The following is a 16,956-nucleotide window of genomic DNA, read 5'->3' on the forward strand; positions in this document are numbered from 1 at the left end:
GGCCGCGACGCGCCGTCGGGATGTGCCTCAGGAAGCGCCGCTCATCACACGCAGGAAGTCGGCGGCGAAGAGCCCGAGGGCCGCCGCGACGCCGAGACCGGAGATGATCCAGAACCGGACCACGATGTTGACCTCGCTCCATCCGGCCAGCTCGAAGTGGTGCTGGAGCGGGACCATCCGGAAGATGCGTTTGCCGGTGGTGCGGTACGAGCCGATCTGCATGACCCAGGTCACCACGATGATCACGAAGAGCAGGCCCAGCAGCGGCAGCAGCAGGATGGTCTTCGTGGCCACCGCGAGCCCGGCGATGAGCGAGCCGAGCGCCATGGAGCCGGTGTCGCCCATGAAGATGCGGGCCGGGGAGGTGTTCCACCACAGGAAGCCGACGAGCGCGCCGACGGCGGCCCCGGCGATCAGGGCCATCTCCAGCGGGTCGCGCACGTCGTAGCAGTAGGGGGCCCCGTACTGCGGGTCGGCGCACCAGTGCCGGTACTGCCAGAACGCGATCGCCATGTAGCTGATCAGCACCAGGATCGACGTGCCGGTCGCGAGACCGTCGAGGCCGTCGGTCAGGTTGACCGCGTTGGACATCGACATGACCACGAACACGAAGAAGATCACCGCGGCGATCTTGCCGATGTTGAGCCAGTCGATGTCGTGCACCCAGGACAGCTTCGGGCTGGCCACCGTGGTGACGACCTGGCGGCCGGTCTTGTCGGCGGAGACGTAGAGCGCGATCGCGCCGAAGATGGCGCCGATGAGCGCCTGGCCGATGAGCTTGCCCCGCTTGTTCAGGCCGTCGCTGTTGCGCTTGGCGACCTTGAGGTAGTCGTCGAGGAAGCCGAGCAGGCCGGTGAAGACGAACAGGCCCAGCAGCACGACCGCGGTGGCCGTCGGGCCGGCCGGGCGCAGCTGGGCGTCGGGCAGCGTGGTGAGCGCGATGTGCCCGCCGGTGTAGGCGACCAGCGTGGCGAAGATGAACACCACGCCGCCCATGGTCGGCGTGCCCTTCTTGCCGAGGTGGGTCTGCGGGCCCTCGGTGCGGATGGGCTGGTCGGCCTTCAGGCGGGTGAAGTACTTGATCGCGATCGGCGTGCCGAACAGCGAGATGAGAAACGCGACGAACGCCGCGACGAAGACGGCCCTCACTTGCGGAAATCTTCCGTGCGCAGGGCGTCGGCGACGTCCCAGGTCCGGTAGCGCGATCCCTTGACCAGGACCACGTCGCGTGGAAGCAGCTCGGCGCGCAGCAGCGCCACGGCGGCCTCCTGATCGGTCACGAGCACCGAGTCTCCTCCCCAACTCGCCACGGCGGCCGCTCCGGTCAGGATCGGCGCGGCCTGCTCGCTGACGGCCACGAGACGGTCGACGCCGAGCTCCGCGGCGAGACGACCGACCTCCTCGTGTCCGGCTCGCTCGTACCCGCCGAGCTCCGCCATGAAGCCGAGCACGGCGATCTTGCGCCGCCCGCCGGCCACCGCGACGAGCGCGCGCAGCGCGGCCGCCATGGACGCCGGGTTGGCGTTGAACGAGTCGTCGATGACCGTGACATCGTCGGCACGGTCGAAGACATCCATCCTTCGGGTCGACAAACCCTCGAGATCGCCGAGTCCCGCCGCGATCGCGGCCGGCTCGAGGCCCGCCAGCGTCGCGACGGCCGCGGCGAGCAACGCGTTGCCGACGCTGTGACGCCCCGCGACGCCGAGGCGGACCGGGACGGGCGCCGCGCCGGGGACGGTGAGGGTGAAGCCGAACCGGCCGCGGTCCAGGGCCACGACGTCGCTCGCGCGCACGTGCGCGTCGGCGGCCTCGCCGGCCAGCACGACGCGGCCCGCGGTGCGCCCGGCCATGGCCCGGACCCGCTCGTCGTCGGCGTTGAGCACCGCGACGCCGCCGGGGCCGAGCGCCTCGACCAGCTCGCCCTTGGCCTGCGCGATGCCGTCGACCGAGCCGAACTCGGCGATGTGCGCGACGCCGACGTTGAGCTCGACGGCGACGTCCGGCGGGGCGATCTGGCAGAGGTACTTGAGGTGCCCGATCCCCCGCGCGCCCATCTCGAGCACGAGGAAGCGGGTGTGCTCGTCGGCCTTGAGCACCGTGTAGGGCGTGCCGAGCTCGTTGTTCTCCGAGCCGGCGGTGGCCACGGTCGGGCCCTGGGCGGCGAGCAGCCGGGCGACGAGGTCCTTGGTGCTGGTCTTGCCGCTGGAGCCGGTGAGCGCCACGACGGTGATGCCCGCCCCGGCGTGCAGCCGGTCGAGCACCGCGCGGGCCAGCAGCCCGAGCGCGTGGCGGGGGTCGTCCACGACGACGACGGGCACCCCGGGCACGGGCCGGCTGCCGAGGACTCCGGCGGCGCCGTCGGCCATCGCCTTGGGGGCGAACTCGTGGGCGTCGACCTTCGCGCCCGCGAAGGCCACGAAGAGGCTCCCGGGACCGATCTTGCGGGAGTCGTACTCCACGCTGCCGTCGACCACCGCGTCCCCGCCGCCGCCGTGCAGCTCGCCCCCGACGATCGCGGCGATCTCGGCCAGCGTCAGCGCGATCATGAGGCCGCCTCCGCCAGCGCGGCGGCCAGCTCCACCCGGTCGTCGAACGGGAGCACCTCGCCGCCCACCTCCTGGCCCGTCTCGTGCCCCTTGCCCAGCAGCGCGACCACGTCACCGGGCTTGGCCTGCGCGACCGCGTAGGCGATGGCGTCGCGCCGGCCGCCGATCTCCACCACGTCGGCCGGGCCGCCCGCGGCCCCGGCGAGCACCTCGGCGCGGATCGCGGCCGGGTCCTCGGTGCGCGGGTTGTCGTCGGTGACGATCACGAGATCGGCCCCGTCGGCGGCGGCCCGGCCCATGAGCGGGCGCTTGCCGCGGTCCCGGTCGCCACCGGCCCCGACGACACAGAGCACCCGGCCGCCGCGCGAGGCCGCGAGGGTGCGCAGCGCCTTGAGGACCTCGACCATGGCGTCGGGCTTGTGCGCGTAGTCCACGACGCCGACGACCTCGCCGGGCGCCTCGACGCGCTCCATGCGCCCCGGCGAGCCCGGCGCCTCGGCCACGGCCCGGGCCGCGACGTCGAGCTCGACGCCGACGGCGGTGAGGGAGGCGATGGCGAGCAGCGCGTTGGCCACGTTGTGCCGCCCGGGCAGCTGCACGCCCGACCGGGCCGTCCGCCCGCGCCAGTGCACGTCGAACGCCTGGCCGTAGCCGGCGGGGGTCACGCCGGAGACGCTGAAGTCGGCTTGGTCACCCGCAATGGAGTAGGTCCACGACCCCGGCTTGCGCAGTCGCATTACCGACACATCGTCGAAGTTGAGGATCTCCACGGCGGCGCGGCCGTCGAACAGGCGTGCCTTGGCCGCGAAGTAGGCCTCCACCGACGGGTGGAAGTCGAGGTGGTCCAGGCCGAAGTTGGTGAAGCCGGCGGCGGCGAAGCGGACCCCGCCGACCCGGCCGACCTCGAGGGCGTGACTGGAGACCTCCATGGCCACCGACTGCACGCCGCGCTCGAGCGCCGCGGCGAAGAGGGCGTGCAGGTCGGTCGCCTCGGGGGTGGTGCGGATGCTCTTGACGGTCAGGTCGCCCAGCCGGGTCTCGACGGTGCCGATGAGGCCCGTGACCTGGCCGGCGGCGCGCAGCCCGGCCTCGATGAGGTAGGTGGTCGAGGTCTTGCCCGCGGTGCCGGTGACGCCGATGGTGCTCAGGCGGCGGGTCGGCTCGCCGTACACCTTCGAGGCGACGTCGCCGAGCACGTCCCGGGGCTTGTCCACGACGATGAAGGGGACCCCGGCATCGGGGCGCACCCCGGCGGGGTCGGTGAGCACCGCGACCGCGCCGCGCTCGAGCGCCTCGGGGATGAACTGGGCCCCGTGCACCCTGGCTCCTGGCAGTGCCGCGTAAAGATCACCCGGCAGTACCGCCGAGCTACTGTGTGTCACCCCCGTGACCGAAACGTCTTCCGAGCCGCCGCCCAGCTCACCGATGAGCGTGGGGCGGACATTCCGCGGACGGGGATAGCCGGGCACGGGGTCAGACCCTACCCGCCCGTCCGCGAGGCCCCGGAGCCGGTGTCACGGGTAGATCGTCAGCTTCGGCGGCTCGGTGCCGGTCGGGGTGACTCCGAACGTGGACAGGGTGAGCGCCATCATCTCCTTGAACGCCGGCGCGGCCACCGAGCCGCCCGCGCCGCCGGGCACGTGGGCGTTCACCGCGATCACGTAGCGGGGCGCCTCGGCCGGGGCCATGCCGATGAACGACACGACGTCGCCGGGGGCGTAGCCGCCGTTCTGCGGCAGCTTCGAGGTGCCGGTCTTGCCGGCGATGCGGTACCCCGGGATCGCGGCCTGCTTGCCGGTGGCGTCGTCGAGCGTGGTCACGCCCTCGAGCATCACCCGCAGCTCCTGGGCGATCCTGGGGTCGAGCACCCGGCGGGTCTGCTGGGCCGGCGGCTTGGTCACGGTGCCGTCGGGCGCGATGATCTTCTTCACCAGGGTCGGCTGGACGTAGAGGCCGTCGTTGGCGATCGTGGCGTACACCGCCGCCATCTGCAGGGCCGTCGTGGCCACGCCGTTGCCGATCGGGATCGAGCCCGGGCTGGAGCCGGTCCACTGGTTCGGCGGCAGGAGCTGGCCGGGCGACTCGTTGGGCAGCCCGACGCCGGTGCGCTGGCCGAGCCCGAACTTCTGCTGGTACTCGTACAGCTTGTCCTTGCCCAGCCGGTCCGCGACCGCGATGGTGCCGACGTTGGACGACAGCGCCAGGATGCCCGGGATGGTCATCTGCGTACCGTCCCGCTGCGGCGGGTGGTCGGTGTAGGTGGTGTCGCCCTTCTTCACCTTCGAGTTCACCGTGACCGCCGAGGACGGGGTGATGATCCCCTCCTGGAGCGCGGCGCCCATGACGATCGCCTTGTGGATCGAGCCGGGGTCGAAGACCGTCGCCGTGCACTGGTCCTTGAGCAGGTTCGGGTCGGTGCGGCCCGGGTCGGCGGCGGCGAAGGACGGGTAGCTGGCCATCGCCATCACCTCGCTCGTGTGCGCGTCGAGCACGACGGCCGTGGCGAAGTCGGCCTTCAGCGGCTCCATCCGCTCGGCGAGGGCGCTCTGCACCGAGAACTGCAGGTCCTGGCTGATGGTGAGCTCCACGTTGCTGCCCGGGCGGGCCGGCTTGAGCTCCTCGTAGCCGTAGGGCAGCGGCTTGTCGAGGTCGCCCTCGCCGTGCTCGTACACGTGCAGCCCGTCGACGCCGCGCAGCACCGAGTCGTACTGCTTCTCGATGCCCATCTGGCCGTTGAGGTCGGGCTTGGACGTGAAGCCGATGATGTTCGAGGCCAGGTCGTAGCCGGGGATCTCGCGGCGCTCGTCGCGGTCGACCTTGAGCGCGCCGACGTGCAGCGCCTCGATGCGGTCGCCGTCGGCCGGCTCGATCTGGTGCACGAGGTATTCGAAGCGCACGTTGGTCCGGCCGTCGGCGGCCTTGTGCGGGGTCATCTTGCGCACGAGGTCGGAGCGCGGCACGCCGTACTTGTCCAGGATCGTGAAGAGCTTGTCGGCCAGGGCCTCGGGGTCCTTCACCGCCATCGGGTCCACCGCGACGTAGCGGGTCTCGACCGAGTGCACCAGGATCTTGCCGTCGCGGTCCAGGATGGCGCCGCGCGAGGCCGGCAGCACGGCGCGCACGAGGCGGTCCTTGAGCCCCTCGGCGGCGTACGCGCTCGCGTCCGTCAGCTGCAGCTGCACCAGGCGCACCCCGATCGCGGCGAAGAGCACCAGCGCGAGGACGGTGGCCAGGCGCAGGCGGCGGCGCGGCTCGGCGAGCTTGGGCAGGCCGGGGCGGCGCTTGAGCCGGGGCACGGTCACCCGGCTCTGCTTCTTGCGCACCGGCGTGCGCCTGGCGGGCGCCTTGCGCGGGTTCGCCGGCTTGCGCAGCGGCGAGCTCGCGGTCCTGCCCGCGGCGGGGTTCGCGGCCTTGCCCGCGGCGGGGTTCGCGGTCCTGCGTGCGGCCGGGTTCGCGGCCTTGCGGACGGGCGGGGTGCGCCGCTGCCGCGGCGGCTCCTCCCGGCCCGGGTCGATGCGGGCCGGCTCGGGCTCGGGCGCCGCGGGGCGGCGGCTCGCGCGCCGCGGCTGCTCGCTGCGCCCGCCCTGGATCACCTCCAGGGCGGGGCGGAACGGGTCCCCGCGCCCGCCCGCGTCGACCGAGGCGTCGCGCACGGAGCGCCCGCGCGGCGTGTACCGCTTCGCCTCGGACATCGTCCCGCGCAGCGGCGGCTCGTCGGCCGCCCCGCCCGAACGGGAACGGGCGGAGGCACCGGTACCCCCCGCACCGGCGCGACCGCCCGTTCGCTGCCGGCCGGCTGCGCTCCCGCGGTCGGTGGTCTCCCGGCGCCCGGCGCCCCCGCGCCGCTCGCCGCCCCGCCGATCAGGAGTGTCGCCAGCCATGGTCCTGACTTCCGTTCGTGTCCACAGTGGATCCGTGCTGGATCCCGCTGCGGACTTGGTGGAATCGCTTGGTTACTTGCTCGGACCGGGCATCTCCAGCTTGGTGCCGTCGGGCAGCACCAGGAACGCCGGCGTGCGCGAGGGCACGAGCCCCAGCTGCTTCGCCCGCGACGCGAGCGTCACCGGCGACTCCTTGTTGGCCAGATCGCTGCGCAGCCGCTCCTCGTCGCGGTCGAGGCCCGCCTGCTTGGTCTTCAGCGCGTCCAGCTTGAACGCGTTCTCGGCGATCCGGGTGTTGAGGACCAGGATGCCCACGACGCCCGAGAGCACCAGCACCAGCACCAGCGCCACGAAGGGCGCCCGCGGCGCACTGACCGGTGCCGGTGGTGCCACCCGCAGACGGCCCTCCCGCCCCGGTCGGGCGGGCTGGGTCGACGACGGGCTGTTCCTGATCTCGTGCTTGATCTCGTGCTCGGTCCCGGGCTCCGGCTCGTACTGCGGTTGCAGCGCCGTCGCACCGTCGATCTGTGGGTCCCGTCGCGCCTCGAACTGCTCAGCGTTGCGCCCCGTGGTCCGGCCCCCCGACCGCGGTGCACCGCGCTGACTCCTTCCCTGCCGGTCAGCCGGCAGTGTCGTCACGTTCATCACACCTCCCCCAGTGTGTCTGCCCGAACTCCGGACGGGTTCGGGCCTGGCTTGCGTTCCACCGCGCGGAGCCGAACCGACGCCGCGCGCGGGTTGGCCGCTGTTTCGGCCGCGCCGGGGAGCTCGGCCCCCCGGGTGAGCGCCCGCAGCTCCGGTTCGCTGCCGGGCGGCTCGAACGGCAGCTCGACCGGGACGGTCGAGCGGGTCCGTTCCGTGATCGCCTGCTTGACCAGGCGGTCTTCGAGCGAGTGGTACGACAGCACGACCAGCCGCCCCCCGGGCCGCAGCGCGTCGAGCGCCGCGGGGATCGCCGACTCGAGGACCGCGAGCTCGCGGTTGACCTCGATGCGCAGCGCCTGGAAGGTGCGTTTGGCCGGGTGACCGCCGGTGCGCCGGGCGGGCGCGGGGATGGCGTCACGGACGAGTTCGGCAAGGCGGGCCGAGCTCGTCAGCGGCGTCTTCTCACGCTCCCGGACGATGGACGCGGCGATGCGGGAGGCGAACTTCTCCTCCCCGTAGACGCGCAGGACCCGGGCCAGCTCGCCGTGGCTGTAGGTGTTGAGCACCTCGGCCGCGGTCGTGCCGCGCGTCTGGTCCATGCGCATGTCCAGCGGTGCGTCCTGGGCGTAGGCGAACCCCCGTCCGGCGTCGTCGAGCTGCATCGACGACACGCCCAGGTCGAACAGCCCGGCGTCGATCCGCTCGTCGCCGAGGACCTCGGGCAGCTCGTCGTAGACGGCGTGCACGAGGCGGATCCGATCGGCGAACGGCGCCAGCCGCTTCGCCGCGAGGCCGAGGGCCTGCGGGTCGCGGTCCAGGCCCAGCAGCCGGGCCTGCGGGTGCGCGCGGAGCACGGCCTCGGCGTGGCCGCCGAGGCCGAGGGTGGCGTCGAGGTACAACGCGCCCGGCCGGGCCAGCGCGGGGGCGAGCAGCTCGAGGCAGCGCTCGAGCAGCACGGGCACGTGAACGTCCCGCTCCCCCATCGTCGACCCCCTGCCGGCGGCGGACCACCACCCGCCGTAGTGATGCAGACGACGGGATTCGCGGTCCCGCCGTGGTGCTCCCCAAAAAACGTGCTCAAGTGCGCGAGCGCCGTACCGCCAGCTCCCCATCCGCCCCTCCGCCCTGGCGCCGGGGAAGTGGCGTCAGGACTTCGAGAAACTCTGAGCGGCTGGAGAGCTGCCGGTACGGCGGCCTCAAAGTCGGTTGCTGCAGGGATCTCACAGTCCTCCCGGCAGCACCCCCTCCTCGATGCCCGCGAAGTCCTCTTCGCTCTCGGCGAGGTACGTGTCCCACGCCTGGCGGTCCCAGATCTCCACCCGGGTGCTCGCCCCGATCACCACGAGGTCGCGGTCCAGCCCGGCATACTCGCGCAGATGCTGCGGGATGGTGACCCGGCCCTGGCGGTCGGGAACCTCGTCGTGGGCGCTGGCGAAGAACACCCGGCCGTAGGCGCGGGCCGCCTTGTTCGTCATCGGTGCGGCGCGAAGCTGTTCGGCGATCCGGGCGAACTCGGCGCCGGGGAACACGTAGAGGCAGCGCTCCTGTCCCTTGGTGATCACGACACCTCCCGCCAGTTCGTCCCGAAACTTGGCCGGCAGGATCAACCGGCCCTTTTCGTCCAGGCGGGGAGTGTGGGTGCCCAGAAACACGGACAACCACCCCTTCCCACCGCGAACGGTCCCCCCGGGGCCGGCCGAGCCCCCCGGCTCCGCCATCGCGCTCCACTGTACTCCACTTCCCTCCACCGTCAACGGAAAACCGCCCGATCCAGGCGCGTGCCGTATGAAGAAATCCCACGTCAAACGGGGTGGGGCCTGGTGGAGGAGCCTGGGCGTGCCCGATCGGGGGAGGCGGTTCCAACGGCTTCAGAATTCGGACATAACGCCCAGTTAGCTGAACATCTCCTCACACTCGGCGCGTCCGGGGTTTCGGGTGGAGGAAAGTGGGGGAAACCGTGGAGCGGTGTGGAGTGCGCGGGCCCGGGCGGTTCGCCGGTGGACCGGTTGGGGGTGTCGCGCGGGCCGGGTAGGGTCAGCGCATCGCCGGACACCGTGGAAGCGAGATGACGGACAACAAGCTGCCGATGCGGGCCAAGCTCGCCACCTCACTGTCGCGCGGGGCCGCCGCGCTGTCACGCGCCACCGGACGGGGCGACGGCTCGGTCATCGGCGGCCGGATCGGCCTCATGGTCGACCCGAACCTGCTCGCCGAGCTCGCCGCGGGCCGGCAGATCGCCCTGATCTCCGGCACCAACGGCAAGACGACGACCACGCGCCTGACCGCGGCCGCGATGGGCGTGCTGGGCGACGTGGCCACCAACAGCCTCGGTGCCAACATGCCGACCGGGCACACCTCGGCGCTGGCCAAGGCGGGCGCGACGCCGTATGCCGTGCTGGAGGTCGACGAGCACTACCTCAAGCAGGTGCTCGACCAGACCAAGCCGCGGGTCGTCGCGCTGCTGAACCTGAGCCGCGACCAGCTGGACCGGGCCAAGGAGGTCGCCATGATGGCGGCCCTGTGGCGCGACGCGCTGCCCGGCCGCGGGCTGCACCTCGTGGCCAACGCCGACGACCCGATGGTCGTGTGGGCCGCGAGCAAGGCCGTGGCCGAGGGCACGGCGGTGACGTGGGTCGCCGCGGGGCAGCGCTTCCACGACGACTCCTGGGTGTGCCCGGAGTGCGGCGGGTCCATCGAGCGCAACGGCGAGCAGTGGGCCTGCGTCGAGGGAAACCTGAGCCGGCCGGTCCCCCACTGGACGGTGTCCGGGGACGGGGTGGTCGACAACACCGGGACTTACCACCAGATCACGCTGCAGCTGCCGGGCCGGGTGAACCGCGCGAACGCCGCGACCGCCCTGGCCGTGGCGGCGCACTTCGGGGTGCCGCCGGCCAAGGCGGTGCCGGAGCTGGCCAAGGTCGCCTCCGTGGCCGGCCGCTACGCCACGGTGCACCGCGACGGGCGCGTCATCCGGCTGCTGCTGGCCAAGAACCCGGCCGGCTGGCTGGAGTCGTTCGACATGGCCGAGGACGTCCCCACGCTGCTCGGCATCAACGCCCGGGACCCCGACGGGGCCGACACGTCCTGGCTGTACGACGTCGACTTCTCCCCGCTGCGCGGGCGCCGGGTGCTCATCACCGGCGACCGGGCCATGGACCTGGCGGTGCGGCTGGAGGTCAACGAGGTGCCGTTCGAGCACGTGCGCTCGTTCGGGCAGGCGCTCTCGCTCGTGCCGCCGGGCCGCCTCGAGGTCATCGCCAACTACACCGCCTTCCAGGACATCCGAGCGGAGCTGGACCGTGTCAACTGAGTCGCACCTGCGCCTGATCTGGCTGTACCCGGACCTGCTGTCCACCTACGGCGACCGGGGCAACCTGCTCATCCTGGCCCGCCGCGCCGACCTGCGCGGGCTGCCGGTGGAGTGCGCCGAGGTCCGCGCGGACCAGCCGGTGCCGGCCGACGGGGACATCTACCTCATCGGCGGCGGCGAGGACGGCCCGCAGGCCCTGGCCGCCCAGCGCCTGGCCGCCGACGGCAACCTGCGCCGGGCCGTGGAGCGGGGCGCGACGGTGTTCGCGGTGTGCGCGGGCTACCAGCTCATGGGGCACTCGTTCTTCGCGAAGGGGGCGAAGTACCCGGGCCTGGGCCTGCTGGACATCGACTCCGACCGGGGCGAGACCCGCGCGGTGGGCGAGCTGGCCGGGGAGATGCACCCGGCGCTGGGCCTGCCGGCGCTGACCGGCTTCGAGAACCACGGCGGGCGCACCCACCTCGGCCCGGGCGTGAAGCCGCTGGCCAAGGTGAGCACCGGCATCGGCAACGACGGGCAGTCCGAGGGCGCCTGGAACGGCCGCATCCTGGGCACGTATTCGCACGGCCCGGCCCTGGCCCGCAACCCCGCGATCGCGGACCTGCTGCTGCGCTGGGCCACCGGGATCACCATGGAGCCGATCGACGACCGCTGGCCGACGGCCCTGCGCAACGAGCGCCTGGCCGCCGTCGCCAAGTAGTCCGTCGCCAAGTAGTCGTGGGCGGGGCCCCGTCGCCGGGGCCCCGTCCGCGGCTCAGATCACGACCGAGACCATGCGGCCCTTGACCACGATGACCTTCTTCGGGGTCTTGCCCGCCAGCTGCTCGGCCACCGCGTCCAGGGCGGCCGCGCGCACCGTGTCCTCGTCGGCGTCCGCGGCGATGTCGACCTTGCCGCGCACCTTGCCGTTGACCTGCACCGGGATCGTCACCGACTCGGCCACCAGGTAGGCGGGGTCGGCGACCGGGAAGTCCGCGTAGGCGACCGAGGTCTCGTTGCCCAGCCGCTGCCACAGCTCCTCGGCCAGGTGCGGGGCGAACGGCGCGATCAGGCGGACCAGCGGGTCGGCGACCTCGCGCGGGGTGCCCGCGGCCGAGATCTGGGTGACCCGGTTGGTCAGCTCGATCATCTTGGCGATGGCCGTGTTGAAGCGCATCTCCTCGATGTCGACCCGCACGCCGTCGATGACCCGGTGCAGCAGCCGGCGCGTCTCGTCGTCCAGTGCTTCCTGGCCGGCGCCGTCGATCACGCGGGTGGCGTCGTTCTGCTCGTCCACGAACAGCCGCCAGACGCGCTGCAGGAAGCGCTGGGCGCCGACGACCGCGCGGGTCTCCCAGGGGCGGGAGACGTCCAGCGGGCCCATCGACATCTCGTACACCCGGAAGGTGTCCGCGCCGTAGCGCTCGCACATCTCGTCGGGCGTCACGACGTTCTTCAGGGACTTGCCCATCTTGCCGTACTCCCGGCTGACCTCCTGGTCACCGTAGTAGTACTTGCCGCCGGCGCCCTCCCGGACCCGCTCGGCCTCGACGTACACGCCGCGGGCGTCCTTGAACGCGTACGCCTGGATGTAGCCCTGGTTGAACAGCTTGCGGAACGGCTCCTGCGAGCTCACGAAGCCGCGGTCGAACAGCACCTTGTGCCAGAAGCGCGCGTACAGCAGGTGCAGCACCGCGTGCTCGACGCCGCCCACGTACAGGTCGGCGCCGCCGACGTCGCCGGGCTGCTGGGGGCCCATCCAGTACCGCTCGTTGGCCGGGTCGACCATCTTCGTGGCGTTGGCCGGGTCCAGGTAGCGCAGCTCGTACCAGCTCGAGCCCGCCCACTGCGGCATGACGTTGGTCTCGCGGGTGTACGTCTTCGGCCCGTCGCCCAGGTCCAGGGTCACCTCGACCCACTCCTTGGCCCGCGACAGCGGCGTCTCCGGCATGCTGTCGGCGTCGTCGACGTCGAACGTGCGCGGCGAGAAGTCCTCGACCTCGGGCAGCACGACGGGCAGCATCGAGTCGGGCAGCGCGACGGGCATCCCGTCCTCGTCCCACACGATCGGGAACGGCTCGCCCCAGTACCGCTGCCGGCTGAACAGCCAGTCTCGCAGCCGGTAGGTGACGGCGCCGACGCCGTGGCCGTTCTCCTCCAGCCAGTCGATGATCGAGGCCTTGGCCTCCGCGACGCCCATGCCGTTCAGGAACGACGAGTTGATCGCGGGGCCGTCGCCGGTGTAGGCCTTGCCGTCGGCCGGGAAGTCGGCGGCCGGCTGGACCGTGCGGATGATCGGCAGCCCGAAGACCTCGGCGAACTCCCAGTCGCGCTCGTCCTGCCCGGGCACCGCCATGATGGCGCCGGTGCCGTAGCCGGCCAGCACGTAGTCGGCGATGAACACCGGCACGTCCCGGCCGTCGACCGGGTTCGTCGCGTAGGCCCCGATGAAGACGCCGGTCTTCTCCTTGGCGTCGGCCTGGCGCTCGACGTCGGACTTCGACGCGGCGAACGCGCGGTAGGCGGCGACGGCCTCGGCCGGGGTCGCGGCCCCGCCGGTCCACCGCTCGTCCACGCCCTCGGGCCAGGCCGCGGGCACCAGCTCGTCGACCATGGCGTGCTCGGGGGCCAGCACCATGTACGTCGCGCCGAACAGGGTGTCGGGCCGCGTGGTGAAGACCCGGATCGGGGTGCCCGCGGCGGTGGCGAAGTCCACGTGGGCGCCGCGCGAGCGGCCGATCCAGTTGCGCTGCATGGACTTGACCTTCTCGGGCCAGTCCAGCCGGTCCAGGTCGTCCAGCAGCCGGTCGCCGTAGGCGGTGATCCGCATCATCCACTGGCGCAGGTTGCGCTTGAAGACCGGGAAGTTGCCGCGCTCGCTGCGCCCGTCCGGGGTGACCTCCTCGTTGGCCAGCACCGTGCCCAGGCCCGGGCACCAGTTGACGGGGGCCTCGGTGATGTACGCCAGCCGGTGCTCGTCGACGATCCGGCGGCGCTCGGTCGCGCTCAGCGAGGCCCAGTCGCGGGCGCCGTCGCCCGAGTCGGGCACCGGCCGGGTGCCGGCCGCGAACTCCTCGATCAGCTCCTCGATCGGGCGGGCCTTGGCCTGCTCGGGGTCGAACCACGAGTTGAAGATCTGCAGGAAGATCCACTGGGTCCAGTGGTAGAACTCGGTGTCCGTGGTGGCGACGCTGCGCCGGTCGTCGTAGGCCAGACCCAGGCGGCGCAGCTGGCTGCGGTACCGCTCGATGTTCGCCTCGGTCGTGGTGCGCGGATGGGTGCCCGTCTGCACCGCGTACTGCTCCGCGGGCAGGCCGAACGAGTCGAAGCCCATCGGGTGCAGCACGTTGTAGCCGGCCATGCGGAAGTACCGCGTGTAGCAGTCGGTGCCGATGTACCCCAGCGGGTGCCCGACGTGCAGGCCGGCGCCCGACGGATAGGGGAACATGTCCATCACGTACAGCTTCGGCGCTCCGGCCCGCGGGTGGTTCGGGTCGCTGAGCGGGCCGGTCGGGTTCGGCGCGTGGAAGGTGCCGTGCTCGGACCAATAGTCCTGCCAGCACGCCTCGATGTCCGCCGCCATCGCCGCGGTGTACCGGTACGGCGGGATGTCGACCGCTCCGTCGGTCACTGCCTCGCTCATGACTTCGTCGCCACCTCAGGTCTCGGAATTCCCTAGCATTGTCCGGGCATGAAAAAACCCCTCGCGCAGGAGGGGTCGCCGTGCCGTCGCGAGGTGTGTTCGCGTCAGCACGGCTCGCTAAGAAGCCGGACTACCCGGGTCATATCCGCAGTGTAGCGCAGCTCCCAACCCGAATTCGGCCCGGCCATCGAACCGTCACGCTCCGTCAGTGGACGCTCGCCGTCGGTGCGCCATCCTCGCAGGCCACGTCGTAGCGCAGCCGCTGCCCCTGCTTGCGGAACTCGACCCGGGCCTTCATGTGCAGGCCGAGGTCGGCCTGCACGAGCTCGACCCCGGCCGCGGGCAGGACCCGCAGCACGGTGACCTTCTTCCCCGCGCACATCGCGACCACCACGCCCCCGCGGGTCGCCACGTCGATGCTCGGCACCGGCCGCTCCTGCCGCGGGGTCGCGGGCGGGGCCGCCGGGGCCGGGCCGGTCGAGTGCGCCTGGGACGGCGGCGAGGGCGCACCGGAGCCGGACCCACCGGAGCCGGGCACGGAGGAATAAGGAACGACCGGGGCCGGGCGGGCCGGGTCCGCGGTGGCGGCCGGGTCGTCGCCCGAGCCGCGCAGGGCCACGCCGGTCAGCAGCACGGCGATCACGACCAGGGCCCCCACGCCGAGCAGCGCGCGCCGGCGCGCACCCGGGGGCTCGACCAGCTCGGTGGGGCCGTCGAACGGTGCGACACGGGTGACCGGCTCCCGCGGCAGCGCCGAACCGCGCGGCACGATCCCGGCGGCCAGGGCCAGCCGCGTCGCGACGGCCGCGGCGTCCGGGCGCTCCCGCGGCTGCCCGGCCAGGCATCGCAGGTACAGCTCGCGCACGTCCGCGGGCACCCCGGGCAGGTCCGGCAGCGGCGCCGGGGCGACGGTCACGCGGGCCAGCACCATCTGCTCCGTGGTGTCGCAGTCCCAGGGCAGGCGGCCGGTCAGGCAGCGGAAGAGCAGCACCCCGAACGCGTAGACGTCGCTGGCCGGGGTGATCTCCGCGCCCGTGAGCCGCTCGGGGGCCAGGTAGGCCGGGGTGCCGAGGACCTGCTCGGAGCCCTCGTCCAGGTCCGGGCCGCCGGCGAACCCGGCGATGCCGAAGTCGAGGACCTTGGCCGCGTCGGGCGTGAGCACGACGTTGGCCGGCTTGACGTCGCGGTGCACCAGGTTCTCGGCGTGCGCGGCGGCCAGCCCGGCCGCGACCTCGGCGCAGACGCGCAGCGCGGCGGCGGGCGGCAGCGGCCCGTCGAGCAGGCACTGGGCGAGGGTGGGGCCGCGCAGCAGCTCCATGACGACGAACGGCACCCCGGGCCGGGCGAACTCCGGCGGCAGCCCCGGGCCCGGTGGCTGATCCGAAGTCTCGCCGTAGTCGTACACATTGGTGATGTTCGGATGTGTCAGCCGTGCGACCGCCCGCGCCTCCAGCCGGATGCGCCGGCGCCATTGCGCGTCCGGGACCAGGCGGGCGTTGAGCACCTTGACCGCGACCTCGCGGTCGAGGACCTCGTCGCGGGCGCGCCACACGACGGACATGCCGCCCTCTCCCAGCCGCTCGACGAGGAGGTACCGCCCGTTGAGAAGCTGCCCGCCGTCCACGCAGTCAGTCTGCCCCCACAAGACCCGTCCCGGCACTCCAGCCGCCCGTTTGCCAGGGTTTTGCAGGGGTACGTCCGGGCGTCCAAAAAAGTACCGCCGACCGGCCGGGCGGGATGTCCGTTATAGACGTATTTCCGTCCGGCGACATGTCAATTCCCCGGCTAGCCTGAGGGGATAACAACGGCTCGGTTGCAATCTGATGACAACGTTTCGCTGCAACCGAGCGGTTCACCTATGGGTCTTACACCTAACGGTGGCCACGGCACGACCATGAGGAGGCCAGTTGACCAGGCACCGCACATTCGAGGAACTCGGCGCCCCGCTACCACCGCCGGAGTTCCGTGCCGCGACTGACGCGATCGTCGCCAACATCGAGCAGGTCATCGAGGGCAAGACCGCGACCGTGCGGCTCGCCCTGGCGGTGCTGCTCGCCGAGGGCCACCTCCTCATCGAAGACGTTCCCGGTGTCGGCAAGACCAAACTGGCCAAGGCGCTCGCGCGCTCGATCGACTGCTCGGTCCGGCGCATCCAGTTCACGCCCGACCTGCTGCCCAGCGACGTCACCGGCGTGAGCGTCTACAACCAGGAGACGCGCGACTTCGAGTTCAAGCCGGGCGCGGTGTTCGCGAACATCGTCGTCGGCGACGAGATCAACCGCGCCTCCCCGAAGACGCAGTCCGCGCTGCTGGAGAGCATGGAGGAGCGGCAGGTCACCGTCGACGGCGCGACCTACCCGCTGCAGGTGCCCTTCATGGTCGTCGCGACGCAGAACCCCATCGAGATGGAGGGCACCTACCCGCTGCCCGAGGCCCAGCGCGACCGGTTCACCGCCCGCATCGCGATGGGCTACCCCGACATGGGTGCCGAGCTGGCCATGCTCGACGTGCACGGCCGTCACGACGCGCTGGACGACCTCGCGCCCGTCTCCGACGCGAGCATGATGCGCCGGATGATCGCCACGGTCCGCGACGTGCACGTCGCCGACGCGGTCAAGCAGTACGCCGTCAACATCGTCACCGCCACCCGCGAGTCCGGCGAGCTGCGCCTCGGCGCCTCCCCGCGCGCCACGCTGCAGCTGCTGCGCACCGCCCGGGCCGTCGCCGCCATCGAGGGCCGCGAGTTCGTGCTCCCCGACGACCTGCAGGCGCTGGCCGTGCCGGTGCTCGCCCACCGCGTGATCCCGACGGCCGAGGCCCAGCTGTCCCGGCGGACCACCGACGCGATCATCGCCGAGCTCGTGCACCGGCTGCCCCTGCCGTCCGACCGGCCCCAGCGCAACCCCTACGACACGCGGCCGCAGCGGCCCCAGCAGTACGGGGGCCGCTGAG

Annotated in this window: 11 protein-coding genes and 1 pseudogene; 3 read left to right on the forward strand and 9 right to left on the reverse strand. The window is 72.4% G+C overall.

The window, feature by feature from the left end; translation table 11 throughout:
* Positions 1–27: 27 nt before the first annotated feature.
* From mraY to mraZ, 7 genes and pseudogenes are all read right to left on the reverse strand, one after another.
* Complete coding sequence (gene mraY, locus ACQP1P_RS39060; RefSeq protein ID WP_433079043.1) at positions 28–1,149, reverse strand: phospho-N-acetylmuramoyl-pentapeptide-transferase; 1,122 nt, start codon at positions 1,147–1,149, stop codon at positions 28–30.
* Complete coding sequence (locus ACQP1P_RS39065) at positions 1,146–2,546, reverse strand: UDP-N-acetylmuramoyl-tripeptide--D-alanyl-D-alanine ligase (RefSeq protein ID WP_433079045.1); 1,401 nt, start codon at positions 2,544–2,546, stop codon at positions 1,146–1,148. Before ACQP1P_RS39065 ends, mraY begins: the two co-directional genes overlap by 4 nt.
* Positions 2,543–4,015 carry a UDP-N-acetylmuramoyl-L-alanyl-D-glutamate--2,6-diaminopimelate ligase gene (locus tag ACQP1P_RS39070; RefSeq protein ID WP_433079047.1) on the reverse strand — a complete coding sequence of 491 codons (1,473 nt, stop codon included), beginning with the start codon at positions 4,013–4,015 and terminating at the stop codon, positions 2,543–2,545. Before ACQP1P_RS39070 ends, ACQP1P_RS39065 begins: the two co-directional genes overlap by 4 nt.
* Before the next feature lie 45 nt (positions 4,016–4,060).
* A complete protein-coding gene (locus tag ACQP1P_RS39075; RefSeq protein WP_433079049.1) occupies positions 4,061–6,238 on the reverse strand; it encodes a peptidoglycan D,D-transpeptidase FtsI family protein in 2,178 nt (725 codons plus the stop codon).
* 261 nt (positions 6,239–6,499) lie between these two features.
* Positions 6,500–7,072: a hypothetical protein gene (locus ACQP1P_RS39080; protein WP_433079051.1), complete on the reverse strand. Its 573-nt coding sequence runs from the start codon at positions 7,070–7,072 to the stop codon at positions 6,500–6,502.
* A 53-nt stretch (positions 7,073–7,125) separates the two neighbouring features.
* Positions 7,126–8,055, reverse strand: a pseudogene (rsmH, locus tag ACQP1P_RS39085) (16S rRNA (cytosine(1402)-N(4))-methyltransferase RsmH); the annotation flags it as partial.
* A gap of 237 nt (positions 8,056–8,292) precedes the next feature.
* Entirely contained in the window at positions 8,293–8,724 is a 432-nt protein-coding gene (mraZ, locus tag ACQP1P_RS39090; RefSeq protein WP_223106053.1) for a division/cell wall cluster transcriptional repressor MraZ, read from the reverse strand.
* Positions 8,725–9,137: 413 nt separating this feature from the next.
* Here mraZ and ACQP1P_RS39095 point away from each other — a divergent pair, with 413 nt between their 5' ends.
* Positions 9,138–10,382, forward strand: coding sequence for a MurT ligase domain-containing protein (locus ACQP1P_RS39095; RefSeq protein ID WP_433079053.1), 1,245 nt, complete (start codon positions 9,138–9,140; stop codon positions 10,380–10,382).
* Positions 10,372–11,082, forward strand: a complete 711-nt coding sequence (locus tag ACQP1P_RS39100; protein WP_433079055.1) for a type 1 glutamine amidotransferase — start codon at positions 10,372–10,374, stop codon at positions 11,080–11,082. Before ACQP1P_RS39095 ends, ACQP1P_RS39100 begins: the two co-directional genes overlap by 11 nt.
* Positions 11,083–11,136: 54 nt before the next feature.
* On the opposite strand, the gene leuS is transcribed toward ACQP1P_RS39100, so the two are convergent.
* Together leuS and ACQP1P_RS39110 are read right to left on the reverse strand one after the other, a co-directional pair.
* Complete coding sequence (leuS, locus tag ACQP1P_RS39105) at positions 11,137–14,004, reverse strand: leucine--tRNA ligase (protein ID WP_433079057.1); 2,868 nt, start codon at positions 14,002–14,004, stop codon at positions 11,137–11,139.
* A 205-nt stretch (positions 14,005–14,209) separates the two neighbouring features.
* Positions 14,210–15,628 (reverse strand): serine/threonine-protein kinase, encoded by a 1,419-nt coding sequence (locus ACQP1P_RS39110; protein WP_433079059.1) that lies wholly within the window; start codon positions 15,626–15,628, stop codon positions 14,210–14,212.
* Between the two features lie 283 nt (positions 15,629–15,911).
* Between ACQP1P_RS39110 and ACQP1P_RS39115 the strand changes: the two genes are divergently transcribed.
* The gene (locus ACQP1P_RS39115; RefSeq protein WP_433079061.1) at positions 15,912–16,955 is read left to right on the forward strand and encodes an AAA family ATPase; all 1,044 of its coding nucleotides are present in this window, start codon (positions 15,912–15,914) and stop codon (positions 16,953–16,955) included.
* Position 16,956 lies beyond the last annotated feature (1 nt).

Origin of the sequence: Dactylosporangium sp. CA-052675 (genome assembly GCF_050947935.1) — a bacterium.
In the GTDB taxonomy this organism is placed as follows: Bacteria; Actinomycetota; Actinomycetes; order Mycobacteriales; family Micromonosporaceae; genus Dactylosporangium.